This is a genomic window from Nonomuraea sp. NPDC052634 (assembly GCF_040678535.1).
GTDB lineage: Bacteria > Actinomycetota > Actinomycetes > Streptosporangiales > Streptosporangiaceae > Nonomuraea > Nonomuraea fastidiosa.
In genome coordinates this window covers 1-25,751 of sequence record NZ_JBFATY010000001.1, presented here as the reverse complement: position 1 = coordinate 25,751, position 25,751 = coordinate 1, and the positions used below count along the sequence as shown (strand labels likewise).

Sequence of the window (25,751 nt, the reverse complement as noted above, 5' to 3'; positions counted from 1 at the left end):
CCCGGCACAAGGGCCGCAGCGCCCGTACGATCGCGAACCCGCGCGCATCCTCCCCGCGACATCGGGTAACGCAGAGTGCATGGGATACACACCCGATCAGGAGCACCGCCGCCCCGAGGGGGCGGATGACCAGGCGGTACGCGCCGCCGGGATGGTGTCGGAGGCGCTGGAGACGGTCGAGCGCGCACGGGGGCACCTGTACTCGTTCCACCAGCTCACCGGCTCCGCCCACGCGACGTTGCACAAGGCCGTGAAGCTGCTGCGCGAGGGCGGGCACGACGAGCTGGCCAAACTCCTGCAGACCGAGCTGGTCGGCCGCGACGTCCTGCCGGGCCACTGGACGTTCCAGGTCGTGGAGACGTACGACGACTACTACTACGCCGTGTTCCGCGACATCGAGAAGCAGGTGCGGGACCGGCTCACGGGCGGGCGGCGGCACGTGTACGAGGCGGAGCTCAAGCAGCGCTCCCAGGCGGCCGGGGAGGCGTAGACCCGACGGAGGGCCGCTCACCCTCAGCCGCCTCAGGTGCCGCACGCCCCGCCCCGGAGGCCGGACGCCCCTCCTTGGAGGCCGGACGCTCCGCCTCGGGCGTCTTCGCCGGGTCCGCGTCGCCCTCCCCCGGCGTCTCCGGCTTCTCCTCGTCCGGTTCGGGGCCGGGCGGTGCGTCGGCGGGGCCCTCGTCCTCGGCCAGGTACGCCTCCGGCACCTCGGGCATGAGCGGCATCATCTCCTTGCGCGCCACGAACGTGTCCACCAGCGACAGCAGCATGGCCAGCACCGGCACCGCCAGCAGCGCGCCCACCGCCCCGAACAGCTGCGCCCCCAGCAGCACGCCCGCGAACGCGACCCCGGGATGCATGTTCACCGACCGGCCGCTGATGCGCGGCTCCAGCGTCAGGTTCTCCACCTGCTGGTAGAGGATCCCCCAGGCCAGCGCCGCGAGCCCGACCCAGGGCCGGGGCGAGACGAGGCCGACGACGGTGGGCAGCGCGATCGCGATGTACGTGCCGATCGTGGGCACGAACTGGGCCACCACGCCCGTCCACACGCCGAGCGCCAGCCACGACGGCAGGCCGATCAGCATGAACACCAGGGTCGAGCAGAAGGCGTTGATCGCCGCCAGGATGAGCCTGGCGGAGACGTAGCCGCCGGTCTTGACCAGCGACACGTCCCAGATCGTGATGAAGACCTGCTGGACGCGGCCGGGCAGGAGCTGGGCGAGCCAGCGCCGCAGCCGGGGCCCGTCGGCGGAGAAGTAGAACGTGAGCAGCAGCAGCGCGAAGGTGTTGAACACCGCCGCGGTGATCGTGCCGAGCAGCCCGAGCACGCCGCCCACCAGGTCTTGCGCGTAGGTGGCGGCCTGCTGCGGGGTGAGGTTGATGGAGCTGAGGATGGTATCGATGTCGTAGCGGGTGCCGAATCTTCCGTTGATCCAGTCGATGGCGCCGGTGACGACGTCGGGCAGCGCCTGTACGAGCAGCGCGGCCTGCTCGACGAACAGGTTGCCGAACAGGTAGAGGAAGAGGCCCGCGAGCACTGCGATGCCGGCCATCACGAGGACGGCCGCGGCCCCGCGGCGCATGTGCCGTGACAGCCGGCCCACGGCGGGCTCCATGGCGAGCGACAGGAACCAGGCCATCACGACGACGATGACGAGCGATCCGGCGTCGGTGAGGATGAACCTGATGAGGTACACCACGACGGCGACCGCGACGACGGCGAACCCGACCCGCCACACGTTGGCGGGCGACAGCAGCACCTGGACGCGGCGCGGCTCATCGGAGCGGTGCTTCCGGCTGCCGGGGTCGCGCGGCTCGGCGGGCTTGGTCATGGCATTCTCCTGAGCGGACCTGGATTCCACCACCAGTCTCTTCCCCCTGCCAAGCCACCATGCACGATCTCGGCCACGAGATCGACACACTGAGTCGCCACGTCGCCACGTCGCCACGTCGCGGCCGCGGCCGGTCCGGTCACCCGCACCGGCCGACGGCGAACGGCGCGGGCGACCGCTCAGCTCACGGTTCCCCGCGCGGGAAGGCGGAGCGGCCCCGCGCCGGGCCGGCGTGCGAGCGAGCGCGAGGCGGCGCTCAGCTCACAGCCGGACGGTGCGCCTGTTCGATCGCGGCGGGACGTTCCTCGCAGCCCGCGGGGGCGCTCGCCGTAGTTCCAGGACGACTCGCCGGGCCGTACGCCGGGGCTCCACCGGACGCCGCCGAACTCGCTGCGGTACCGGCGGGTCTGCCGCGTGGCAATGCCCCCATTTGCCACGCGGCGCCGCCGCGCACAAGCCCCGGCCGCTACCGGAGGCCGCCGACGGAGAGCCCGCCGCGCCAGTGCCGCTGCAGCACGAAGAAGGAGATGATGAGCGGGATGATCGACACCAGCGCGCCGAGGATGATGAGGCTCCACAGCGAGGTGGTGCCGGCGTTGTTGGCCGAGGCGATGCCCTGCCAGAGGCCGAGCCCGACGGTGACGGGGAAGAGCCGGTTGTCCGACAGCATGGCGAGCGGCAGGAAGTAGTTGTTCCACGAGGCCACGGCCGACAGCAGCAGCACGGTGACCACCGCGGGCCGCATCAGCGGGAACGCGACCTGGAGGAACGTGCGGATCTCGCCCGCGCCGTCGGAGCGTGCCGCGTCGAGGATCTCGTCAGGGACCGCGTCGCGCGCGTACACATGCATGAGGTAGACGCCGAACGGGTTGAGCAGCGACGGCAGGATGACCGCCCAGATGGTGTTGGTCAGCCCGGCCTGGGAGAACATCATGAACGTCGGGATCACCAGCGCCGTGGCCGGGACCATGAGCGCGCCCAGCACGAGGGAGAAGCTGAAGCGCCGCCCGATGAAGCGGTATTTGGCGAACCCGTAGCCCGCCATGACGGCCAGGATCGTCGCGCCGATGCCGCCGGCCAGCGCGTAGAGGGTGGAGTTGAGTATCCACCTGCCGTAGATGCCGTTGTCGTAGGTGAACAGCTGCTGCAGGTTGCCGATGTAGTCGATGTTCTCGGCGAACCACAGGGTGTTGCCGCCGCCGAACAGGCCCGCCGCGTCCTTTGAGCTGTTGACGATCACCCACCAGAACGGCACGAGGAAGTACACGACCAGGAAGGCGAGCAGCAGGTGCAGGGGGAGGTTGCGGTTCGGCCGGCGGCCGGTGCGCGTGCTGGCGGTGGTCACAGGAAGCTCCTCCGCTTGCGGGTGAAGAACAGGAAGGCGTAGACGCCGGCGAAGACGACGCCGCCGAGGGCGAAGGAGATCGCCGATCCGTAGGTGAAGTTCGCCAGGCCGAAGGCCTGCTGGTAGGCGTACATGTTGGGGGTGAAGTCGGGGCCGATGGCGCCGGCCGCGAGCGAGCGCAGGATCTGCGGCTCGTTGAAGAACTGCAGGGTGCCGATGAGGGAGAAGACGAGGATCAGCAGCAGCGCGGGCGCGATCATCGGGATCTTGATGCGCAGCGCGATCTGCCAGCCGCTGGCGCCGTCCATGCGGGCGGCCTCGTAGAGTGCCGGGTCGATACCCTGCAGCGCCGCGTACAGGATGATCATGTAGTAGCCGGCCCACTGCCAGGTGACGATGTTGACCAGGCCGTAGAAGATCAGGTTGCTGCTGAGGAAGTCGGGGGCGGTCGCGCCGAACAGGCCGAAGATGTCGGTCAGCGGCCCGAAGCTCTTGCTGTAGAGGAAGCCCCACATGACCGCGCCGATCACCGTGGGGATCGCGTACGGCAGGAAGATCATCAGGCGCGAGAAGCGGGCGAACAGCGACGTGACCGAGTCGAGGATCAGGGCCAGCACCAGCGCGACGATGATCTGCAGCGGAATCGAGACCAGCGAGAAGCGGATGACGAACCAGGTGCCGGAGAGGAAGCTCGGGTCGGTGAACGCCTTTACGTAATTGTCGAGGAAAACGAAACTGGTGCCGCCGATCAGCCTTTTCTGGAACAGGCTGAGATACAGCGCGTACGCCAGTGGCGCGATGAGCAGCGCCAGGAAGACGAGCCCGAACGGCCCTACGAAGAGCCACCCCATCAGATGCTCGCGAAGGCGCACCTTACCGCGACTGCTCGATTTCCTGCCCTGCGTGCGTGGCGCACTCTTCTCCATCGTTAGGGTCATTTCTGGCTCCGGGAACGGTCTTGCTCAGGGGGTCGTATGCGGGCCGGCCGCCACGCTCGGGCGGCGGCCGGTCCCACGGCGTGGCGTCACTGGACGGTGAAGCCCTGCTCCTTGGCGTAGCGGGTGACGTCCTCCTGCAGCTTGTCGGCGGCCTCCGATGCGGTGACGGAGCCGTCGATGAGCGCGCTGACCTGCTTGGTCATGGCGTCGAAGTAGTACTGGCCGAACGGCGCGTACGTCATGCCCTGATAGGCGTTGGCCGCCGGGACGTACACTTCCTTGTTGGCCTGCTGGCCGTCGAAGAACTCGACCTTCAGCTCCTCGAACGCGGGGTCCTTCAGCGCCTTGAGGTTCAGCGGGAAGATGATCTGGTTGGTCCAGCCGTCGGTGAGCGACTCGTTGTCGGCGTAGAGCCCGTAGGCGACCTTCGCCGCCAGCTCGGGGTTCTTGGCCTGGCTGGTCACCGAGAAGGCCGAGCCGCCCCAGTTCACCTGCACCGGGTTGTCGGGGTCCCACTGTGGCAGCGGCGCGACGGCGAACTTGCCGGTGTCCTCGCCCTTGCCGACGCCGGCGCCGGTGAGGTAGCCGGGCGCCCAGGCCGCCGAGATGTAGGTGGCGTACTTGCCGTTGATGACGCCGGAGATGTACTCGGGCGTGAACTGGTCCTGCGTGCCGACCAGGCCCTTCTTCGCCAGCCGCCCCCAGTATTCGAGCACGTCCTTGGACGCCTGGTCGTTCAGCTTGATGCCGATCGTGTCCTTCTGCGCCGGGTCGTAGGTGAACGGCTTGGCGCCCTTCTGGATCTGCAGCGCCATGGTGAGCGCCGAGACGTTGGCGGCGAAGTCGCCGAACGCCGGGCCGCCCGCGTCCTTGACCTTCTGGGCGGCCTGCTCGTACTCGGCCCAGGTCTTCGGCGGCTTGATGTCGTACTTGTCGAAGATGTCCTTCCGGTAGATCATCGCGACCGGGCCGCCGTCCACCGGCACGCCGTAGATCGCGTCACCGACCGAGACGTCCTTCCACGCGCCCTCGCTGTAGTTGTCCTTGACGGACTCGTAGCCGTACTGCTTGATGTCGACGAGCGCGTTCTGGATCTGGAAGGTCGGGATGCGGTCCATCTCGATCATGATCACGTCGGGTGCCCCGGTGCCCGCCGCGATGGCCGTCTGGAACTTGTCGTACTCGTCGCTGCCCTGGCCGACGTTGGTCCAGCAGACCTGCACCTCGCTGTTCTGCTTGTTGAAGTTGTCGACGACGAGCTGCATGTTCGGGTACCAGCCCCACATCGTGACGACCGGCAGGTCCTTCTTGGGGATGGTGTTGGTGCAGTTGCTCGCGCTGTCGCCGCCGCTTGCGGCGGTCGCGCCGTTGGTGCCGTCGGTGCCGTTCGTGCCCGTGCCGCCACCGAGGTCGGGGGCGCAGCCCGCGAGTGCGGTCGCGGCGGCGAGCATGATCGCCGCAGTGGAGAGCCGTGTCTTCTTCATGTGTGTTTCCTTGCGATCGCGGCGCACGCGGGGGTGGTGCGCCACCGGTGGGGCGGAGTGATCGGCGTGGACGGGGCACGAATGGCGTCCGTGCCCCGTCCTTCGCCGGTCCTCGTGTGAGCGCTAACACGATCCCGGCCGGTCACTGCCCGGCCGGGACGCCGTGCTCAGCGCTTGAACAGGCGTGGTGCCAGATCGATGAGGTTCTTCTGCCAGACGTCCCAGCCGTGCGGGCCGGGGGTCACGCCGTCGAACTCGTAGCGGATGCCGAGCCGGTCCAGCGTGGCCAGGGTGTCCTGGAACGACGGGTAGACGAAGTCCGTCTGGTCGCCGATGTACAGCCGCAGCATCTTGGTGCCGCGGTTGATCGCCTCGGCGTCGACGCCCTCGGCGCTGCCGAACCCGGCCGAGAACACCCCGATGTAGGCGAACCTGCCGGGATGCGCCTTGAGCACGCCGTACGTCTGGCCGCCGCCCATCGACAGGCCGGCGAGGGCCTGCTGGGACGGGTCGTCGGAGACGTTGTAGCGGGCCTGGACCGCCGGGACGACGTTCTCCAGCAGCTCGGCGTTGAAGTCCGGGACGTTGCCGTTGCTCATCACCACGACCATCGGGACGAGGTTGCCGTCCAGGAAGTGACGGTCGAGGATCTGCTTGGCCCGGCCCATCTCGGTCCAGTCGGTGTAGCTCTGGCCGCCGCCGTGCTGGAGGAAGAACACCGGGTACGGCTCCGCGCGGTCGGGGTCGTAGCCCGGCGGAGTCCACACCAGCGAGGTCCGCTCCTGGTTCACGACGTTGCTGTGGTAGGTCAGCTCCTCGACCTTGCCACCCTTGCCCTCGGGCACGTCGGTGAGCAGCCTGGAACGCTCGCCCTCGATGAGGAACGTGCTCCAGGTGGGCTCGGAGGTGACCTTCGTCGGGTTGGAGGTGTCCTTGACCGCGGTGCCGTCCACGATCAGCCGGTAGTGGTAGAACCACGGCTCCAGCGGGCCGACGGTGCCGCGCCAGCGGTCCCCCGCCTTGGCGAGCGGGACGCGCAGCCAGCTTCCGCCGGGAGCCCAGTTCGCCCACACCGTGACCTGCTGGGCGTTCGCGAACTCGGTCGTGGTCTCGAACGTGACGAACCCGTCGTCGCTCAGGAACGGCGTCGGCGTGGTGCCGGGCGGCGGCGGGGTGAACTCACCCTTCAGCTTCCCGTGCCCCTTGCTCGGGCCGTGGTCGCGCACGTTGCGGAACAGCCGCGGCAGGAAGTCGATCAGGTTCTCCTGCCAGGCGTTCCAGTTCGCACCGGCGTCGGGGTTCACGCCGTCGAACTCGTACTTGACGCGGGCGCGGTCCAGCGCCTTCGTCAGCTTGACGGTCGCGTTGTACGCGGGGTCCGTCACGTTGCCCGTGTAGAGGCGCAGCAGCTTGAGGTTGCGGGCGGGGCCGTTCGCCTCGGTCAGCAGGCCCGAGAACGAGCCGGCGTAGTCGTACTCGGCGGGGTGGCCGAGCGCGGCGCGCAGCGCCTGCGACCCGCCCTCGCCCGCGCCGGCGATGGCCTGGTGCGCCGGGCCGCCGTGCACGTTGTAGCGGTCGGCGACCGCCGTGCGCAGCTCCTTGCCGGCCTCGCCGTCGCTGAAGACGACCACCATGGGCTCGATGGCCTTGCGGGCGGAGAGGTTGTCGAGGATCTGCTTGGCCCTGCCGAGGTCGAGCCAGTCGCTCGCGGCGATGCCGTTCCCGGAGTTGAGGTACAGCACCGGCAGCTTCTTGCCCTTGCCGGTGTAGCCGCGCGGCGTCCAGACCAGGGCGGAACGCTGCTCGCCGCCGCTGCCGTAGGCGAGGGTCTCGACGTTGCCGCCCTGCCCCTCGGGCACGTCGGCGAGCAGCGCGGCCTCGTCACCCGGCACGAAGAACGTGCTCCACAGCGGCTTGGAGGCGACGCGGGTGCCGTTCGTCGGGTCCTTCAGCCCCTTGGTCCCGTTGACCGTGACCTGGTACGTGTACAGGCCGGGCGGCAGCGGGCCGAGCACGCCGGTGAACGCCTGCCCGCGCAGGGTCAGGCCGAACTGCGCCCACGTGAAGGAGGGGCCGAAGTTGCCCTCGATGAGGACCTGCGAGACCGAGCCGCCCGCCTCCGCCTCGACCTCCGAGACCGGGACGGTGAACGATGCGTAGCGGTCGTCGGAGACGTCCAGCCACGGTGTGGCGGCAAGGGCCGGGCGCGGTGCGAGGACCGCGGCGGCGATCGCGATGAGCCCCGCGGTGATCGCGGCGGTGATCCTCAGCACGCCTGGGTGGCGTGACCTGCCGTGATAAAGTAAAGAAGGCATGCAAAAACTCCCTTGATGGCCGACCGTGGTTGACGCTGTGCTGGTCGGCCTGATTCGTGCGATGGACACTTGATGGTTGGTGTGCTTCGCACCTCCAATCCGTCGTGTGGATCCGCTTGCCCACCTGACTCCCGTGGCCGCGGGTGTCAGGTGCGCGGGCCTTCGTTACCGAACGTGGTCACATCGCCGCTCTCGGTGGTGCGGTGGAGCGGCGCACGACCAGGCGGGCCGGTAACACGATCTGGTGGGGGCCGTCCCACTCGCCGCGTACGAGCGCCTTGAGCATGCGGGCGGCCTCGTAGCCGAGCCGGTAGACCGACTGGTCGACCGTCGTGAGCGCGGGTTCTGCCAGCGCGGCCTCCGGGATGTCGTCGAACCCGGCCACCGACAGGTCGCCGGGCACGCTGAGCCCGAGGTCCTTCGCGACCTCCAGGGTCGTCAGCGCCATGTCGTCGTTCGCCGCGAAGATCGCCGTCGGCCGGTCGGGCCGCTCCAGCAGTGCCCGCGCGAGCGGCGCGGCGGAGCCGGGGTGGAAGTCGCCCTTCGCGATCAGCGCCGGGTCGGCGGGGATGCCGGCGCGGGCCAGCGCCTGGAGGTAGCCCTCCTCGCGGGAGCGGGAGGCGACCAGTTCCGAGCGGCCCGCGATGAAGCCGATACGCCGGTGCCCGAGCTCGATGAGGTGCTCCACCACGGCGGTCGCGCCTTCGAAGTTGGCGGCGGTGACCGAGGGCACCGTCGAGTCGGTGGCGGGATCGATGGCGACGACGGGTGTGCTGCTGCGGATCTCGCCCGAGGGCGTGACCACGATGCACCCGTCGGTGAGCGTGCCCGCGAGGCGGGACAGGTGCCGCTGCTCCCAGCCTTCCGCGTACGTGCCGTACAGGTCGCTGTCGGCGTAGATGATCAGGTCGAGGCCGGACTGGCGCAGCGCGTCCATCACGCCCTTGAGCACTTCGGCCGTGTAGGACTGGAAGCTGTGCGTCACCAGCCCCAGCACGTCCGTCTTGCGGCGCCGCAGGCTGGAGGCCACCAGGCTCGACTCGTAGCCGAGCCGTTCGATCGCCGAGCGGACCTGGGCGATGGTGCTGGCGCTCACGCCGTACCGCCCGTTGACCACGCGTGAGACCGTTGTGGTGGAGACGCCCGCCAGTCTGGCCACGTCACTCATCGTCACGGGCGAACCGCCGCCCACGGCCATACCGCCTCACTCGGTGCAATCGTTATCGGTTACGTTTGCGACGACAACGTAAGCAATAACGTTCGCGAAAAACAAGAGTAAATTTCGGTGATGACCGAACTGTGACTGACCAGGTGATCAGGACGGAGCGGGCCCGGTCGAGTCGCGGATGCTGAGGCTCGTCGCGAGCTGCAGATGCCGGGAGGCGGGCTGCACGCCCTCGGCCATGCCGAGCACGGTCTCGACGGCCATCCTGCCCATGCCGACCAGCGGCTGATGGACGGACGTCAGGCGCGGGGTGGTCCACTGCGTCTGCGGGGTGTCGTCGAAGCCGGTCACCGACAGCTCGCCGGGCACGGAGATGCCCAGCTCACCGGCCGCGGCCAGCACGCCGACCGCTATCTCGTCGTTGCCCGCGACGATGGCGGTCGGCCGGTCGGGGAGCGTGAGCAGCTCGCGGCCGTGCCGCTGCCCGGCCTCGACGGCGAACGCCTCGTGCCGGATGAGCGCGCGGTCTGGCGTGATGCCGGCCGAGTCGAGCGCGGCCTGGTAGCCGTGAAAACGTTCCAATGAGGGGGCCGAGCCGAGCGGGCCGCCGATCCAGCCGATGCGGCGGTGGCCGAGCTTGATGACGTGCTCGGTCGCCGAGCGGCCGCCCGCCCAGTTGGTGGAGCCGATGCTGACCAAGCGCGACTCGGTGGTGTCGATGGGATCGATGGTGACGATGGGCAGCTCGACGTCCTCGGCCGCCTCGATCACGGGGTCGGGTACGGCGACGGCCAGCGCGATGAGACCGACGACTCCGGACGCCTTCTGATCCTCCAGCCAGGAGCGGGCCGCCGCGCGGCTGGTGCTGACCGGCTCGCTGGGCGGCAGGCGCAGCAGCAGCTCGGCCTGCGCCGCGGTCGCGGCCTTCAGTATGCCCTGGAGCACCGTCCCCGCATACCGGGACTCGACGATGTCGAGCACCGTGACCAGCGTGTTGTCGCGGGGCCGTTCGTGCCGCGCCGCCGTGGGCTTGTAGCCGATCTCGGCCATGACGCCCAGCACCAGCTCGCGGGTCTTCGCGCCCACGTCGCTGCGGCCGTTGAGCACCTTCGAGGCCGTCGTCGGCGAGACGCCGGCCAACCGGGCGACGTCGGCCAGGGTGACGCGCTCGGAACGACCTCGCCGTCCCATCCAGGGCTCCCTTCAGGCTCTACGAAATTATTTCGCAACCTACCACGTGCCTCGGACTCCCTGGATCGCATCGTGATTTACCCGTTGACACCGGACAGACAGGACACCTAATGTCCTCGCAACACCGAACATGTTGCGAAATAATTTCGTAACCGGCTCAGGACGAGAGGCGAGACCCCATGCGGCTCTCCCGGAAGCTCAAGCTCCTCTGCGCGGCACTCGCACCCATGCTCGCGCTCACCGCGTGCTCGGGCGGCTCCAGCACGGCGGGCGCCGAGGGCGCGGACAGCGGCGAGAAGGTCAAGATCACCGTCTGGAGCTGGGACGGCACCGTCGAACGCGCCGTACCCGGCTTCCAGGCCGCGCATCCGAACATCACGGTCGAGGTCGTCAACGCGGGCTCGTCGCAGGACGAGTACAAGGCGCTCGACAACGCCATCCAGGCCGGATCCGGCGTGCCCGACCTGGTGATGTTCGAGTACTTCGCGGTGCCGTACTTCGCGGTCCCCGGCAAGCTCACCGACCTCGGCGAGCTGGGCGCGGACAAACTGAAGAGCGACTACGTGCCCGCCGCGTGGAACGACGTGACGGTCAACGGCAAGGTCTACGCACTGCCGTCCGACTACGGGCCGTCAGCGATGTTCTACAACGAGGCCACGCTGAAGAAGGCCGGCATCGACGAGCCGCCGGCCACGTGGGACGAGTACTACGAGGCGGCCAAGAAGATCCGCAAGCTGGGCGACGACTACTACATCGCCCAGGACACCGGCGACATCTTCTTCCTGCTCTCGCTCATCTGGCAGGCCGGCGGCCGCCCGTTCAAGGTGGACGGCACCAAGGTGCACATCGACTTCAGCGACCCCGGCACCACCAAGGCCGTGGCGTTCTGGCAGAGGATGCTGGACGAGGGCCTGATCAACACCAAGATCACCGGCTGGTCGGACGACTGGAACCGGGCGCTCAACGACGGCACCCTCGCCACCCAGACCATGGGCGGCTGGCTGACCTCGACCCTTCCCGAACGCGCGCCGGAGGCCAAGGGCGACTTCAAGGTGGCCCTGATGCCGCAGTGGGAGAAGGGCCAGAAGGTCGGCGCCGCGAACGGCGGCAGCTCCTTCGGCATCCCCGCGGCGGCCGAGCACAAGGAGGCGGCCTTCGCCTTCCTGGAGTACTTCACGCACGGCGACGGCCTGCAGACCCGCGTCGACGCCGGCGCGTTCGTGCCGAACCTTTCGGTGCTGGAGAACGAAGCTTTCACCGGCAAGCCCAACGAGTACTTCGGCGACCAGAAGGTGGGCGCCGTGCTGGCCGAGGCCACGGAGATCGTCCCCTCCGACTGGCAGTTCCCGCCGTTCTTCGAGTATGCGCGCTCGATCTACGGCGACCTGGCCTCGCCGTACTACACCTCGGGCCAGGGCTCGCTCGCCGAGATCCTGGAGCAGTGGCGCCAGCGCTGCATCCAGTACGGCAACGAGCAGGGCTTCCAGGTGGACTAGCGGACTCGTGCCGGGGACGGGCGGGCCTCGTCCCCGGCAGGAACCGGAAGGAACTCCGACATGACCCAGGCACTCGCACCGGCGCGCAGGCGGCGCCGGTCGCAGACCGGGCTGGCGTTCATCGCGCCCTTCGCGGCGCTGTTCGCGCTGGTGTTCATCGTGCCCATCGCGTACGCCGCCTACCTCAGCCTCTTCCAGGACAAGCTGGTCGGAGGCAACGTCTTCGTCGGCCTGGACAACTACACCAAGCTCTTCCAGGACCCGCAGTTCTGGGACGGCGTCGGGCGCGTCGCCGGCTTCACGCTGGTGCAGGTGCCGATCATGCTGCTGCTCGCGACGGCGCTGGCGCTCGCCCTGGACAGCCGGCGGCTGCACGGCGCGCGGTTCCTGCGGGTGACGATCTTCCTGCCGTACGCGGTGCCGGCGATCGTGGCGACCCTCATGTGGGGGTTCCTGCTCGGCGTCAAGTACGGCCTGTTCGGCAGCCTCAACGACGCCCTCGGCACCGACATCGACCCGTTCACCCCCGACACCACGCTCATCTCCATCGGCGTGATGGTGACGTGGGCGTTCACCGGCTTCAACATGCTCATCTTCTACGCCGCGCTCAAGGCGGTCCCCCGCGAGCTGTACGAGGCGGCCGCGATCGACGGGGCGAACGAGTGGCAGATCGTCCGCTCGATCAAGCTGCCGGCGCTGCGCGGCTCCCTGGTCGTCACCGTGATCTTCTCGATCATCGGGACGTTCCAGATGTTCAACGAGCCGCAGATCCTGCCGACGATGGTGGCCAACAGCGGCGTCACCAGCTTCTACACGCCGAACCTGTACGCGTACAACCTGGCCTTCACCGGCTCGCAGCAGGGGTACGCGGCAGCGCTGGCGCTCGTCATGGCGGCTATCACGATCGCCGTCGCCTACGCCGTACAGATCAGAGGGCTGAGGAATGCAAGCGACCAGTAGCGCTCCGGCCGCGGCGAGGACGCTCCGCCGGGGCCCCCGGCTCTACACGGTGGACAACCCGCGCAAGAGCACCACGCTCACCGTGATGACCGGACTGTTCACGCTCTACTGCCTGCTGCCGCTGGTGTGGCTGGTCATCAACGCGACCAAGTCGCAGGCGGACTTCGTCTCGACGTTCGGGCTGGCGCCCGGCCGCGAGTTCGCGCTATGGGACAACATCGTCGGGGTCTTCACCTACCAGGACGGGATCTTCTCGCGGTGGCTGCTCAACACCGTCCTGTACGTCGTGGTGGGCGCGACCGTCTCCACGTTCCTGGCCGCGCTCGGCGGGTACGCGCTGGCCAAGCTGCACTTCACCGGCAAGCGGATCTTCCTGCTGGTCATCCTGGGGTCGATCTCGGTGCCCGGCATCGCGCTGGCGATCCCGCAGTTCCTGCTGTTCGCCAAGCTCGGCCTGACCGACACCCCGTGGGCGATCCTCATCCCGTCGTTCATCAACCCGTTCGGGCTGTACCTGATGTGGGTGTTCACCGCCGAGGCCGTGCCGACCGGGCTGCTGGAGGCGGCGAAGATCGACGGCGCCGGGGAGTTCCGCACGTTCCTGCAGATCGCGCTGCCGCTGCTCGCCCCGGCGGGCGTGACCGTGCTGCTGTTCTCGTTCGTGTCGATCTGGAACAACTACTTCCTGCCGCTGATCATGCTGAAGGATCCCGACTGGTATCCGCTGACCGTCGGCATCAACCAGTGGAACAAGCTCGGCTCGTCGGCCGGCAACGGCGCCCTCGTGCAGAACCTGGTCATCACCTCGTCGCTGCTGACGATCATCCCGCTGATCATCGCGTTCCTCTGCCTGCAGCGGTACTGGCAGTCGGGCCTGACCGTGGGCGCCGTCAAGGGCTGAACCCTCTCCTGTTGTTTTCCTGCTCATTCGAATGAAAGCGAGACCATGACGAGCGACGCTGTGCCCGCATCCCGGCTGCTCATCGACGGCGAGGAGCGCGACGAGACCGCGTTCCCGCACGTGTGGAGCGCCTGCATCGGAGCCGGGCGGGCCAACGAGGCCCTGCGCGCGGACTGGCAGCGGCAGTTCGCCGAGGTGGCCGCCGCACTCAACGTGAAGTACGTGCGTTTCCACGGCCTCTTCCACGACGACATGTTCGTCTACCGGGAGAGCTACGGCGGCGGCTTCGGCCCCAACAGCCCGCTCCCCTCCCCCGTCTACACCTTCTCCTACGTGGACAAGGTCTTCGACTTCCTGCTGGAGCAGGGCGTACGCCCGTTCGTGGAGCTGGGCTTCATGCCGCGCGAGCTGGCCACCCAGACCGAGACGCTGTTCTGGTGGCGGGCGCACTGCAGCCCGCCCAAGGACATGGCGCGCTGGGCCGAGCTCGTCACCAGGACGGTCGAGCACTGGGTCGATCGGTACGGCCTGGACGAGGTGCGCCGGTGGCGCTTCGAGGTGTGGAACGAGCCCAACCTCGTCCCCCACTTCTGGACCGGCACCAAGACCCAGTACTTCGAGCTGTACGAGGCCACCGTGCGGGCGATCAAGGCGATCGACCCCGAGCTGAAGGTGGGCGGCCCCTCCACCAGCGTCTTCGTGCCGGACGACCGCTACAAGGGCGAGACCGAGGACCGCTCGGCGATGGTGGAGACGGCCGCCGCGACCGACGTGGACGCCCTCGACTGGCGGCCGGTGTGGATCGAGGACTTCCTCGCCTGGTGCGCCGAGCGCGAGCTGCCGGTCGACTTCGTCTCCACGCACCTCTACCCCACCGACTACGCCTACGGCGCCGACGGCCAGGCGGTGCAGATCACCCGGTACGCCGACGCCACGTACGACGACCTGACCCTGCTGCGCGCGCTGCTGCGCGACAGCGCCTACCCCGACGCGGAGATCCACATCACCGAGTGGTCCACCTCGCCGTCGTCGCGCGACTTCATCCACGACACCGTGTTCGCCGCCACCTCCATCACCCGCTCGTACCTGCAGTGCGCGTCCCTCGCCGACTCGATCTCCTACTGGACGTTCACCGACGTCTTCGAGGAGGGCGGGGCCGGCATCGGACCGTTCCACGGCGGGTTCGGCCTGATCAACGAGGACGGCGTCCACAAGCCGACCTACCACGCGTTCACCATGCTGGAGCGGCTCGGCGACCGGCTGCTGCTCGCCACGCCCGACGGGGTGGTGACCCGCGACAGCCGCACCTCGGCCGTGTCGGCGGTGTTCTTCAACTACCCGGACGGCATGGGGCTGAAGGGGCTGAGCGCGCGCGGCACGTACGCGGCGACCCGCGAGCTGGCCGCCGTCGGGCCGAGCCGCAGGATCCGCCACACGATCGAGGGCCTGGAGCCGGGCAGCACGTTCCTCGTCGAGGTGCTCGACTGGGAGCACGGCAACGTCGCCGAGGCGTGGTACGCCCTCGGCGCGCCGCTCAACCTCACCAGGGCGCAGCGCGAGCACCTGGGCAGGGTGGCCGACGCGCTGCGCGCGTACACGCTGACCGTGCCCGACGACGGCGTGCTGAAGCTCGACGTCGAGCTGGCGCCCTGGGCGGTGATGTCGCTGCGGCAGTCGGGACGGGAGGCCAGGGGCTAGCGTTGCAACCGCACCGGGGCGCTGGAGGCCTTGCGGCGGACCAGCCACGCCTCGGTGATGTGCGTGAACATGGCCTCGCTCGCGCCCTCGGGATCGTGCGCGGCGATGCGCTCGTAGATGCGGCGATGGCCCTGGTTGGAGGCCACGCACTGCGCGCGCTGGGGGTCGCCCATGTAGCGGGCGGTGTTGATGACCTGGCTCTCCAGCGCGCGCACGACGGCCCTGGCGATGCGGTTGCCGGACGCCTGCATGATCACATCGTGGAAGGCCCGGTCGTGGTCGGCGTAGGTGACGTGGTCGTCCACCAGCTCGTCCATGCGATCGACCAGGGCGAGCAGCCTCTCGATGGTCTCCTCGCCGGCCAGCCGGGCGGCGAGGTAGGCCATGTCGGACTCGAGCAGGCGGCGCGTGACGACGAGGTCGTCGAGGATCGCCAGGCTCTCGTCCATGTCAATGGTGGCCGCGAGCACGAGCTCGTCGAGCATGTCCCACGACGTGGACGGGGTGACCATGGTGCCGGCGCCCTGCCTGACCTGCACCAGGCCCTTCTCTTGCAGGATCTTCACCGCCTCGCGGACGACGGTCCTGCTCACCCCGAACGTCTCGCACAGCACGGGCTCAGGGGGCAGGGGCGTGCCGGACGGGTGCACGCCGCGCACGATGCGCTCCACCAGCTCCGCGGTCACCGCCCTGGCGAGATTGGCCGGCCTGCGCACCCACGCGGGCGGGACCGAGACGCCCCCGGGCGATTCCTGCGACGCCGTCATATCCCCCTCCACACCAGCGCCGCCGCCGGGGCGGCGCCCCGCCAGTATAGGCCACCCCCATTGACGTAATACGTCATACGAGTTACGTTTTCGTGGCATGCGGCCGGGGACGCCGACCGCGCTCTGGGGAGTGAAGCCATGAAGCAGCGAAGCCTCTGGGCGGCCGCGCTCGCCGTCGGGCTGGCCCTGACAGGCTGCGGAAGCGCCGCACCGGCGCGGCCCTCATCCGAAAGCACCACGAACAAGCTCGTCGTCTGGGACTGGAAGTCCGGCGAGCCGGGCGTGGCGTCCTACCTCGAGAAGGCGAAGGCCGACTTCGCCGCCAAGCACCCCGACGTGACCGTCGAGTTCGTGGCCCAGCCGTACGACCAGTACTACACGCTGCTGGGCACGGCGGCTCAGTCCGGCAAGGGCCCCGACGTCATGCTCTTCAACGGCGGCGGGCAGCTGCGCGACCGCGTGGACATGCTGCTGCCGCTCGACCGGTACGTGGCCCCCGACAAGCAGCGGCTGGCCGGCTGGGACGCCTTCAGCAAGGACGGCACGATCTACGCCGCCCCGGTGACGCTGCAGGGCCACCCCGTCTACTACAACAAGGCGATCTACGCCAAGGCCGGGCTGGACCCGGCGAACCCGCCGAAGACGTGGGAGGAGTTCGTCCGCGGCTGCGCCGCCATCAAGAAGGCCACCGGCGCCAGGTGCTTCGCGCTCGGCAACAAGGAGGGCTTCGGCATCCAGTTCTTCATGTCGGGGCTCGGACCGGGCATCCTGACGCCGAAGGAGTACGACGACTGGATCGCGGGCAAGCGCGACTGGACCTCGCCCCACGTCAAGGAGATCTTCCGGCTCTGGAAGCAGGCCGAGGACGACGGCCTGAACAACGACGGCGCCAACTCCACCGCGCTGTTCAACGACGCCTTCGCCCTCTTCGACACCGGCAAGGCCGCCCACGTGATCGGGCTGATGTCGGACGTCGGCCACTGGAAGGACTTCGGCGAGTTCCTCGGCCCGGACAACGTCGGCGTCATGACCGCGCCCGTCGTCACCGGCGATGCCGAGCCCGTCCTGCCCTATGACGGCGGCATCGGCTACGGCGTGGCCAAGACGACCAAGGATCCGGCGCTCGCCGCCGACCTCGTACGGGCGCTGACCTCGACCGCCGCGCTGACCGCCTTCTCCGCCGACGCCGGCGCGATCACCTCCGACACCACCATCGCCGCCCCGCAGGACGCACCGGCCGTCGCCGCGATCGTGCCGCAGATCACCAGCGGCAAGCCCGCGCTGCACGTCGCGCTGTCCAGCAAGGTCCTGGACCTGATGGGCCGGCTCTCCCAGCAGCTGCTGAGCGGATCGGCCGGCGTGGACGACGTCGTACGGCAGCTGGCCGCCGCGGACGAGGCGAGCTGACCGTGCCGGTCGGAACGACCTCACCCGCGCTGCGCCCCGGCCGGACCGGGCACGGGCGGCCGGGGCTGCCGCGGGGAGCGAGGGCCGAGCGGCTGGCGCCCTTCGTCCTGGTGGCGCCGGCCGTCCTCATCATCGTGGCGCTGCGGCTGTGGCCGCTGGTGCTGGGCGTCAACTTCTCCTTCACCGGCGACGGCGAGCGCAACGGCACCCCCGTCGGCTTCGACAACTACGCCGAGCTGCTGGGCGACCCGCTGTTCCGCACCGCGCTCGGCAACGTCGGGCTGCTCGTGCTGCTGCTGCCGGTCGCGGTGGCGATCCCCGGCCTGCTGGCCACGTTCATCTATCTGAAGGTGCCCGGCCACCGGTTCTTCCGCAGCGTCTACTTCTTCCCCGCCGTGCTCTCCCCCGTGATCGTCGGCGCGATCTTCAACCTGATGCTCGGCTACGACGGCCCGCTGAACACCGCGCTCGCCGCCTTCGGCCTCGGGCCCGTCGACTGGCTCGGCGACCCCGCGCTGGCCAAGTTCACGGTCATCGGCGTGCACATCTGGGCGACGTTCGGCATGGCGCTGGTGGTCTTCCTGGCCGGGTTCTCCACCCTCGACGCCGCCCTGCTGGACGCCGCCAGGATCGACGGCGCGTCGCTGCCGCGGATCATCTGGCACGTCATCATCCCGGGGCTGTCGCGCACCATCCAGTTCGTCGTCGTCACCACCATGATCGGAATGCTGACGTCCATGTTCGGCCTGCTGTACATCATGACCAGCGGAGGACCGGAGGGCTCGACGTACCTGCCGGAGTTCTACGTGTGGATCCAGCAGGGGCAGATGAACCGCCCGGCGCTCGCCTCGGCGGCCTCCACGGTCCTGTTCCTCATCATGCTCGTGGTCGGCGTCGCGCAGGTGGCGCTGCTGCGCAGGGCGGGGAGCGAGGACTGATGCCCGTCCTGCGTCTGGGCCGGTGGCTGGCCGCCGTACCGATGGCGCTGCTCGCGCTGGCCACCATCTATCCCCTGGTGTTCACCGCCAACGTGGCCGTGAAGACCCGGCGGGAGTACATCCTCGACCGGTTCTCCCCTGCCAGTGGCCTGCACCTCGACAACGTCGCCGCGGCGTGGAGCAGCGTCGGCATGGCGCGCTACTTCGCCAACTCGCTCATCGTGGTCACGGCGTCGGTGGTGGTGCTGCTGCTCCTCGGGTCGATGGCCGGGTTCGCGCTGAGCCAGTTGCGCTTCCGCGGCTCGTCGGCGCTGTTCCTCGGCTGCCTGGCGGCGCTGTTCATCCCGTTCCAGGTGATCATGGTGCCGCTGGTCAAGGTGATGGCCGACACCGGGCTCATCGACACCTATCCGGGGCTGATCCTCGCGTACGTCGCGCAGTTCCTGCCCTTCACGGTCTTCCTGATGACCAGCCACTATCGGACCATCCCGGCCGACATCGTGCACGCGGCCCGCATCGACGGCAACTCCACCTACGGCGTCTACCGGCGGATCATGATCCCGCTCGGCGCTCCCGCCCTGCTCTCCGTCGGCATCCTGGACGCGCTGTTCTGCTGGAACGACGTGCTCATCGCGCTGCTGATGATGCCGTCGCCGGAACACCGCACGCTCATGGTCGGTGTCACTTCGCTGCGCGGGCAGTACTCCGACAACATCCCCCAGTTCGCCTCAGGGGTGCTCATCGCCGCGATACCCGTCCTGCTGATCTATCTGTTCCTCCAGCGCCAGATCGCCGACGGGGTCACCGCCGGCTCTACGAAGGGCTGACATGCGAATCTCGGGGTATCGGACGTTGACGACGGTGCAGGCGTGGGGCCGCCCCGTCGGGGACGCCAACGGTGTGCACGCCGACGGGAACGTGGCCGTGCCGATCGTCCTGGTGGACACCGATGAGGGGATCACCGGCGTGGGCCTCGGGCCGCACGCCCACCTCGACGCCGTGTTCCCGGCGATCGAGGGCGAGGATCCGCGCGCCGTCACCGCGCTTTACGACCGCATGCTGCGGCGGACGTTCAAGGCCGGCCACGCGGGCGCGGTGTTCGGCGCCATCGGCGCGTTCGACACCGCGCTGTGGGACATCAAGGCGCAGGCGGCGGGCGAACCGCTGTGGCGGCTGCTCGGGGGCCGCGACCGGCGGGTGCCCGCGTACGCCTCCGGGCTGGACATCGCGCTCACCGACGACGAGCTCGTCTGCGTGCACCAGGAGTACGCCCGGCACGGGCTGCGCGCGGCCAAGCTGAAGGGCGGGCTCGACATCGACCGCGACCGGCGCCGCCTGGAGCTGGTCCGCGACGTGCTGACCGAGGCGGGGCGCGGCGCGCGGCCCGCGCTGATGCTCGACGCGAACGAGACCTGGCACCGCAAGCAGGCGGTCAGGCACGTCGCCGAGCTGGAGCGCACGCTCGACCTGACGTGGATCGAGGAGCCGGTACGGCGCTGGGACGCCGAAGGGCTGGCCGCCGTCGGGCGCGGGGTCCGCGCCTCGGTCGCGACGGGCGAGAACCTCACCGGCCTCGACCAGTACCGGCCGCTGCTGGCCGCGGGCGCGGTGGACGTCGTCCAGGCCGCCGCCGTATGGGGCGTCACCCACTTCCTGCGCGTCGCCACGCTGGCGCACGCCCACGACCTGCCGGTCAGCCCGATCGGCACCACCCCGGTCGGGCTGCTGCACGCCGCCACGTCGGTGCCGAACCACCTGGTCAGCGAGCTGCAGGACCTGCGTCCGCCGCTCGGGATCTCGGTGGACGTGACCGTCGAGGACGGCGCGTTCGTCCTGGGCGACTCGCCGGGCCTCGGCATCACCGTCGACGAGACCGCGATCGCCACGCCTCCCCTGCCGCGAGACGGCACCCCCGACGTGCGGCCGGAGCGCGCCGGGCTGCGGCTGTTCAGTCCCCCGTCATGACAGCACTCACAGGAAAGGGAGTAACCGTGCGTCCACCCATCGTGTCGCGCAGGCGAACGCCCGCCGTGGCGTCCGCCGCCTTACTGATCGCCGGCGGGCTCATCGCCGGTCCCGCCGCCGGACCGGCCCAGGCCGCACCGGCCCGGACCATCGTGGTCGCGCCCACCGGCGCCGAGAACGCCGATGACCGGGGCCCCGGCAACGCCGGCAGGCCGCTCGCCACCCTCCAGGAGGCGCAGCGCCGGGCCCGCGCGGCGGCGGCTGAGGGCCGTGACGTCACCGTCGAGCTGCTCGACGGCACGTACCGGCTGACCGAGCCGCTGCGGTTCGGCCCCGCCGACTCCGGCAAGAAGGGGCACATGGTGACCTGGAAGGCCGCGCGGGGAGCGGGGCCCGTGCTGAGCGGCGCCCGTCCCGTCACCGGCTGGACGCTCGACGACCCCGACAAGGGCGTCTACAAGGCGCAGGTCGGCACGGACGCCGAAAGCCGGCAGCTCTACGTGGACGGCGCGCTGGCCCAGCGGGCCCGCATCGAGCTGCCCCGCGACGCCATCACGCTCACCGCGACCGGCTTCACCCTCGACGACCCCGATCTGGCCTACCTCGCCGGCCTGCCCGACCAGCAGCGCATCGAGCTGCAGGCGAAGCTGTCGTTCACCAACCGCTTCGCGCCCGTGCAGCGCATCTCCGGCACCACGGTCGTCATGCAGCAGCCGGCCTGGGACAACAACACCTTCGGCTACGACACCATCCAGTCCCCGCTGCGCACCCCCACCTTCTACCTGCAGAACTCCCGGGCGTTCCTCGACGAGCCCGGAGAGTGGTACCTGGACCGGGGCGCCGGGACCGTCTACTACAAGCCGCTGCCGGGTCAGGACATGTCCCGTGCGCGGGTGGAGCTGCCCCGCCTGGAGCGGCTGCTGGAGATCGGCGGCACGTACGACGAGCCCGCCCGCAACCTCCGCTTCGAAGGGCTGACCTTCACCGGCACCACGTGGCTGCAGCCCGGCACCAACGAGGGCTACGCCAACCAGCAGACCGGCACGTTCATCGCCGGCGTACAGGAGCACCGGCCGCAGGACGCGTTCACCTCGTGCGCCTTCGGCTGTAAGGGCTTCGAGGGCGCGCGCAACAACTGGTCGCAGGCGCCCGCCGCGGTGCAGGTGTCGGCCGCGGAGAACATCACGTTCACCGGCGACACGTTCGTCAACCTCGGCTCGGTCGGGCTCGGCATCGGCAATGACGCCAACGCCCACGCCACCGGGGTCGGGCTGGGCGCGCACAACGTGACCGTCAAGGGCAGCACGTTCACCGCGAGCGCCGGTGGCGGCATCGTCGTCGGCGGTGTACGGCCCGACGCGCACCACCCGTCCGACCCGCGCATGGTCAACAAGGACATCCGCATCAGCGGCAACCGCATCTACTCCACCGCCCGCGAGTTCCTCGACCAGGACGGCATCTTCGCCAGCTACGTCACGCGGCTGACCGTGGAGCACAACGAGGTGGCCGACATGCCGTACACCGGCATCGGGATCGGCTTCGGCTGGGGCGCCAACGACCCGGGCGGCAGCCCCGAGTACATCAACCGCGGCCTGTACGACTTCCAGCCCATCTACGACACGCCGACCACGTCCAGCGAGGTCACGGTCGTGGGCAACCACGTACGCGACGTCGTGCACACGATGTTCGACGCCGGCTGCATCTACACCCTCTCCGCGATGCCCCGAAGCCGCATCGAGCAGAATTACTGCGAGAAGAGCGGACAGCTCGGCCTGTACTTCGACGAGGGCTCCCGCTACATCTCGGCGAGCCGCAACGTGTTCGTCGGCACCGCCGCCCAGTGGGCGCACGCCAACAACCAGAACGGCAACCGCACCGGCGACATCACGCTGACCGGCAACTACACGACGAACCCCGCCATCACGGGGCTGGTGGACGGCGAGCGCGGCAACACCGTACGCGACAACACCACCGTCACCGCCGGCGACCTGCCCGACGAGGCCAAGAAGATCATCGACGAGGCCGGTCCCACCTCGAAGAACGCGCGCTGACCCCGAAGACACCGAGTGGAGCGCCCGCGCCGGGCGGCTCGATCCCGAACGGTCGAGCCGCCCGGCGCGGCCCTGCCGTCCTGCCCGCCGCTCACCGGCTGCGCGCGGCGGAGACCCCCGCCGCCATGACCACCGCCGCCAGCACGGCCGCCGCCAGGACACCGCCGCCGATGGCGAGGAGAGGGTAGCCCGCGACGGCGACGACGACGCCCGAGAGCATGCCGCCCGCGGCACCGGCGACGGAGATGGCGGTGTCGACCATGCCCTGCGTGCGCGCGCGGACGTCCGGCGGGACGGCGTCGGCGACGATCGCGGTGCCGGCGACCAGGCCGAAGTTCCAGCCCAGTCCCAGCAGGGCGAGGGCCACGGAGAACGCGGCCACGGAGCCCGCGGGGGCGGTGGCGGCGACGATTCCGGCGATCAGGAGAACAGGCCCGGAGGCGACGGCGATCGTGAGACGGCCGTAGCGGTCGACGAGCCAGCCGGTCAGGGGCGAGGCCAGGTACATCGCGCCGATATGGAGGGCGATGACCAGACCGGCGGCGGCGGTACCGTGACCGTGGTCGCGCATGTGCACGGGCGTCATCGTCATGATCGCGACCATGATCAGCTGGGTGAGCACCATGACCAGGGCACCCACCGGCACGCCGGGGAGGCGCCTTACGGTCGCCCGGCGTGCCGGGTCGGCGGCGTCGCCAGGTCTGTCGCCGGAGTCCGCGGCGCCGTGTTCGGCGTCGAGAGCGCGAGCCAGCAGCAGCGGGTCCGGGCGCAGCCAGACGGCCAGGACGGCGGCCGCCACCGCGTACGCGGCACCGGAGAGGAGGAACGGCCCGGCCAGCTCGGGGACGCCGAGCGCGGCGGCGACGTCGCCGAAGGGCGCGGCGAGGTTGGGCCCGGCCACCCCTCCCAGGGCGGTGGCGACCAGCACGATGGACACGGCACGGGCTCGGTGGGCGGGAGCGGCCAGATCGGCGCCCGCATAGCGGGCCAGCAGGTTCGCCGCCGTGCCGGCGCCGTACACGAACAGGGCGATGAGCAGCAGGAACGCGCTGCCGACGACGGCGCCCGCGATGACGCCCGCGCTGCCGGCGGCACCGGCCAGGTACCCGGCGGCGAGCCCGGAGCGGCGGCCGCGAGCCTGCGACAGGCGCCCGATGGCGACGGCCGCGAGCGCGGCACCGGCGGTTCCCACGGCGCTGGGCAGGCCGGCGAGGCCGGTGGAGCCGAACACGTCCTGCGCGAGCAGGGCGCCGACGGTCACGCCCGCCGCCAGTCCGAGACCGCTGAGGATCTGCGCGGTCACCAGGACGATCAGGGCACGGCGCTGAGCCTGGAGGCGCGGGATGTCCCCGGTCGTTGCAGGCACACCAGATCTCACGAGAAGGCACCTTCGGTAGAGGTCGGATGGAGGCCGCCGCGGCGGCCCCGGGCAAGCGCGCACGAAGGCGGAGCCGGCCGACCGCCCGGCTGCTGCCGGCCGAGGCGGCAAGGTAGGTGTCCACGCCTGGCACCCGGTGTCCGGCGGCCGGCCTGGCGATGCTTGCCCGGTCAGCTCGGCCGGGCGAGGTCAAGCCGGTCGGCCAGCCCTGCGGCGGCGAAGGCCGCCACCAGCGCGTCGCGCCCCTCGGTGAGGTGGGCCCAGCTGTCGTAGTGGACGGGAACCACCCGCCGGGCGCGCAGGATCTTGGCGGCCTCGGCGGCCCGCGCGCTGTCGAGAACGATCGGCTCGCCGTCGAAGAGCACCGCGAATCGGGGGCTGCCGGCGAACAGGATGGCGGTGTCGATCGGGGCGAAGCGGCGTGCGATCTGCTCGACCGCGTCGAGCGAGGCATTGTCGCCGCTGACGTAGACGGTGGGCAGACCCGCCCCGGTCAGGACGAAGCCGACGACCTCGCCGGTGACCGGTTCGACCTCCTCGCGCGGTCCCGGTCCGTGAATGGCGGGCACGCCTGTGACGGTGATCGTGCCGCCGCCGGGGCGGTCCAGCTCGATCGCCTGCCAGTCCGCCAGCCCCTTGGCCCCCTGCCCCAGGCGGCGGCTGCCTCCGGGCGTGGTGAGCGTGAGCGGGACGTCGGCGAGCAGCGCCCGGCCGGAGTCGTCCAGGTTGTCGGGGTGCTCGTCGTGCGAGAGCAGGACCACGTCGATGCGGCCGAGGTCGCCCGGTACGGCGGCGGAGGGAGGGGGCCGTCTTGGTCAGCCGTCCGCCCGGGACCTCGTAGTCCCCGGGACCGTCGAAGGTCGGGTCGGTCAGGAAGCGGAGACCTCCGTAGTCGAAAAGGGCGGTCGGGCCGCCGAGAACGCGGACAGGAATCTGCTCGGCGGTCCTGCTGCTGTCAGTCATCTCCAACACCTCACGGATAAGGGACGCTTTATCCGTGAGCAATGTAGACGTATCTCACGGATGGCTGCAAGCCGTACCATGAGAGACATGAGGGAGACCGTGACCGCCGAGTCCGTGCCGCCGCCCGCACCGGGAGCGGCGGACTACGTCGCTCTCGACTTCGCCAACAGCGCCATCGCGTTGCCGGGCGGGCAGTTCATCGATCTCCTCGGCACCCCGGAGTCGACGAATCGGTGGCTCGCCGAACGCGGCCTCGCCCCGCCCGGCGCCGGGGTCCAGGAGATGTGCGTCACACAGCTGCGCTCACTGCGCGAACATGTCAGGGCGCTGCTCGCCGCCCGCGTCGCCGGGCTGCCCGCGTTGCCCGCGGCTCTGGCCGCCGTCAACGACGCCTTGACCAGGGCCCCCACGGCCCCCTTGCTGTACTGGGACGAGAAGCGCGGCCCCTATCGCGCGGCACCGTGCCCCGTCAACGAGGTGCTGGACCACGCTCTTGCGACCCTCGCCGCCAATACGGCCGACCTGCTCACCGGTCCCGACGCAGAGCGCCTCATCACCTGCGACTCCTCCCCCTGCAACCGCTACCTGCTGCGCCACGGCCGCCGTCACTGGTGCTCCACCCGCTGCGGCGATCGCGCCCGCGCCGCCCGCGCCTACGCCCGGCGCAGCCGGCCGAAGCCCGGCTGACACGCCTGAAAAGGTCTGGCTGGCGCGCCGCACAAGGGTCTGGCTGGCGCGCCGCACAAGGGTCTCGCTGGCGCGCCGCACAAAAGGTTGCGCCCGCGCCGGAAGTCGTCCTCTGCTTCCGGCGCGGGCGGGTCCAGGGGTTCGTTCAGGAGGTGTGCGACCACCGCTGGTTGGGGCCGCCGTGGCAGGTGTAGAGCTGCAGGCCGGTGCCGTTGGCGGTGCCCTGGCCTATCGCGTCGAGGCACAGGTTCGACTGCACGCCGGTGATGG

22 protein-coding genes are annotated in these 25,751 nt (G+C 70.0%); 11 read left to right on the top strand and 11 right to left on the bottom strand.

Translation table 11 applies throughout. The annotated features are described in order from the left end of the window. Nucleotides 1–79 precede the first annotated feature (79 nt). On the top strand, nucleotides 80–490 hold the full coding sequence (locus AB0K67_RS00110) for a hypothetical protein (protein ID WP_364050284.1): 411 nt from the start codon (nucleotides 80–82) through the stop codon (nucleotides 488–490). Here the strand turns inward: AB0K67_RS00110 and AB0K67_RS00105 are convergent. The 7 genes from AB0K67_RS00105 to AB0K67_RS00075 form a co-directional block, all read right to left on the bottom strand. Beyond that, on the bottom strand, nucleotides 456–1,832 hold the full coding sequence (locus AB0K67_RS00105) for an AI-2E family transporter (RefSeq protein ID WP_364050281.1): 1,377 nt from the start codon (nucleotides 1,830–1,832) through the stop codon (nucleotides 456–458). The genes AB0K67_RS00110 and AB0K67_RS00105 overlap by 35 nt on opposite strands. Before the next feature lie 466 nt (nucleotides 1,833–2,298). Then, complete coding sequence (locus AB0K67_RS00100; RefSeq protein WP_364050278.1) at nucleotides 2,299–3,177, bottom strand: carbohydrate ABC transporter permease; 879 nt, start codon at nucleotides 3,175–3,177, stop codon at nucleotides 2,299–2,301. Then, entirely contained in the window at nucleotides 3,174–4,028 is an 855-nt protein-coding gene (locus tag AB0K67_RS00095; RefSeq protein ID WP_364050275.1) for a sugar ABC transporter permease, read from the bottom strand. Before AB0K67_RS00095 ends, AB0K67_RS00100 begins: the two co-directional genes overlap by 4 nt. 173 nt (nucleotides 4,029–4,201) lie before the next feature. Beyond that, on the bottom strand, nucleotides 4,202–5,599 hold the full coding sequence (locus AB0K67_RS00090) for an extracellular solute-binding protein (RefSeq protein ID WP_364050272.1): 1,398 nt from the start codon (nucleotides 5,597–5,599) through the stop codon (nucleotides 4,202–4,204). A 167-nt stretch (nucleotides 5,600–5,766) separates the two neighbouring features. Further along, nucleotides 5,767–7,914, bottom strand: a complete 2,148-nt coding sequence (locus AB0K67_RS00085; RefSeq protein ID WP_364050269.1) for an alpha/beta hydrolase-fold protein — start codon at nucleotides 7,912–7,914, stop codon at nucleotides 5,767–5,769. Between the two features lie 178 nt (nucleotides 7,915–8,092). Further along, on the bottom strand, nucleotides 8,093–9,073 hold the full coding sequence (locus AB0K67_RS00080) for a LacI family DNA-binding transcriptional regulator (RefSeq protein ID WP_364050266.1): 981 nt from the start codon (nucleotides 9,071–9,073) through the stop codon (nucleotides 8,093–8,095). A 156-nt stretch (nucleotides 9,074–9,229) separates the two neighbouring features. Continuing rightward, the gene (locus AB0K67_RS00075) at nucleotides 9,230–10,270 is read right to left on the bottom strand and encodes a substrate-binding domain-containing protein (protein WP_364050263.1); all 1,041 of its coding nucleotides are present in this window, start codon (nucleotides 10,268–10,270) and stop codon (nucleotides 9,230–9,232) included. Between the two features lie 179 nt (nucleotides 10,271–10,449). On the opposite strand from AB0K67_RS00075, the gene AB0K67_RS00070 reads away from it, so the two are divergent. Genes AB0K67_RS00070 through AB0K67_RS00055 form a run of 4 tightly spaced genes read left to right on the top strand, consistent with a single transcriptional unit; the run spans nucleotide 10,450 to nucleotide 15,325 of the window. Then, on the top strand, nucleotides 10,450–11,766 hold the full coding sequence (locus tag AB0K67_RS00070) for an extracellular solute-binding protein (RefSeq protein ID WP_364050260.1): 1,317 nt from the start codon (nucleotides 10,450–10,452) through the stop codon (nucleotides 11,764–11,766). Nucleotides 11,767–11,826: 60 nt separating this feature from the next. Continuing rightward, entirely contained in the window at nucleotides 11,827–12,726 is a 900-nt protein-coding gene (locus tag AB0K67_RS00065; RefSeq protein ID WP_364050257.1) for a sugar ABC transporter permease, read from the top strand. After that, complete coding sequence (locus AB0K67_RS00060; protein ID WP_364050254.1) at nucleotides 12,710–13,627, top strand: carbohydrate ABC transporter permease; 918 nt, start codon at nucleotides 12,710–12,712, stop codon at nucleotides 13,625–13,627. Before AB0K67_RS00065 ends, AB0K67_RS00060 begins: the two co-directional genes overlap by 17 nt. Nucleotides 13,628–13,672: 45 nt before the next feature. Beyond that, complete coding sequence (locus AB0K67_RS00055; RefSeq protein WP_364050251.1) at nucleotides 13,673–15,325, top strand: beta-xylosidase; 1,653 nt, start codon at nucleotides 13,673–13,675, stop codon at nucleotides 15,323–15,325. On the opposite strand, the gene AB0K67_RS00050 is transcribed toward AB0K67_RS00055, so the two are convergent. Then, nucleotides 15,322–16,092, bottom strand: a complete 771-nt coding sequence (locus AB0K67_RS00050; protein WP_364050248.1) for a FadR/GntR family transcriptional regulator — start codon at nucleotides 16,090–16,092, stop codon at nucleotides 15,322–15,324. The genes AB0K67_RS00055 and AB0K67_RS00050 overlap by 4 nt on opposite strands. A gap of 138 nt (nucleotides 16,093–16,230) precedes the next feature. Between AB0K67_RS00050 and AB0K67_RS00045 the strand changes: the two genes are divergently transcribed. From AB0K67_RS00045 to AB0K67_RS00025, 5 genes are read left to right on the top strand one after another with little or no spacing between them, the layout of a single operon-like run. Beyond that, nucleotides 16,231–17,499 (top strand): extracellular solute-binding protein, encoded by a 1,269-nt coding sequence (locus AB0K67_RS00045; protein ID WP_364050245.1) that lies wholly within the window; start codon nucleotides 16,231–16,233, stop codon nucleotides 17,497–17,499. 2 nt (nucleotides 17,500–17,501) lie between these two features. Continuing rightward, the gene (locus tag AB0K67_RS00040; protein WP_364050242.1) at nucleotides 17,502–18,437 is read left to right on the top strand and encodes a sugar ABC transporter permease; all 936 of its coding nucleotides are present in this window, start codon (nucleotides 17,502–17,504) and stop codon (nucleotides 18,435–18,437) included. Further along, complete coding sequence (locus tag AB0K67_RS00035) at nucleotides 18,437–19,264, top strand: carbohydrate ABC transporter permease (protein WP_364050239.1); 828 nt, start codon at nucleotides 18,437–18,439, stop codon at nucleotides 19,262–19,264. The genes AB0K67_RS00040 and AB0K67_RS00035 overlap by 1 nt, the downstream gene beginning before the upstream one ends. 1 nt (nucleotide 19,265) lies before the next feature. After that, nucleotides 19,266–20,402 (top strand): mandelate racemase/muconate lactonizing enzyme family protein, encoded by a 1,137-nt coding sequence (locus AB0K67_RS00030; RefSeq protein ID WP_364050236.1) that lies wholly within the window; start codon nucleotides 19,266–19,268, stop codon nucleotides 20,400–20,402. Nucleotides 20,403–20,428: 26 nt separating this feature from the next. Beyond that, nucleotides 20,429–22,453, top strand: coding sequence for a right-handed parallel beta-helix repeat-containing protein (locus tag AB0K67_RS00025; RefSeq protein ID WP_364050233.1), 2,025 nt, complete (start codon nucleotides 20,429–20,431; stop codon nucleotides 22,451–22,453). A gap of 91 nt (nucleotides 22,454–22,544) precedes the next feature. Here the strand turns inward: AB0K67_RS00025 and AB0K67_RS00020 are convergent, their stop codons facing one another. After that, on the bottom strand, nucleotides 22,545–23,831 hold the full coding sequence (locus AB0K67_RS00020; protein ID WP_364050230.1) for an MFS transporter: 1,287 nt from the start codon (nucleotides 23,829–23,831) through the stop codon (nucleotides 22,545–22,547). 170 nt (nucleotides 23,832–24,001) lie between these two features. Next, on the bottom strand, nucleotides 24,002–24,592 hold the full coding sequence (locus tag AB0K67_RS00015) for an MBL fold metallo-hydrolase (RefSeq protein WP_364050227.1): 591 nt from the start codon (nucleotides 24,590–24,592) through the stop codon (nucleotides 24,002–24,004). A 289-nt stretch (nucleotides 24,593–24,881) separates the two neighbouring features. On the opposite strand from AB0K67_RS00015, the gene AB0K67_RS00010 reads away from it, so the two are divergent. After that, complete coding sequence (locus tag AB0K67_RS00010; protein ID WP_364050225.1) at nucleotides 24,882–25,481, top strand: ABATE domain-containing protein; 600 nt, start codon at nucleotides 24,882–24,884, stop codon at nucleotides 25,479–25,481. Between the two features lie 145 nt (nucleotides 25,482–25,626). On the opposite strand, the gene AB0K67_RS00005 is transcribed toward AB0K67_RS00010, so the two are convergent. Then, the gene (locus tag AB0K67_RS00005) at nucleotides 25,627–25,740 is read right to left on the bottom strand and encodes an RICIN domain-containing protein (RefSeq protein WP_364057352.1); all 114 of its coding nucleotides are present in this window, start codon (nucleotides 25,738–25,740) and stop codon (nucleotides 25,627–25,629) included. Nucleotides 25,741–25,751 lie beyond the last annotated feature (11 nt).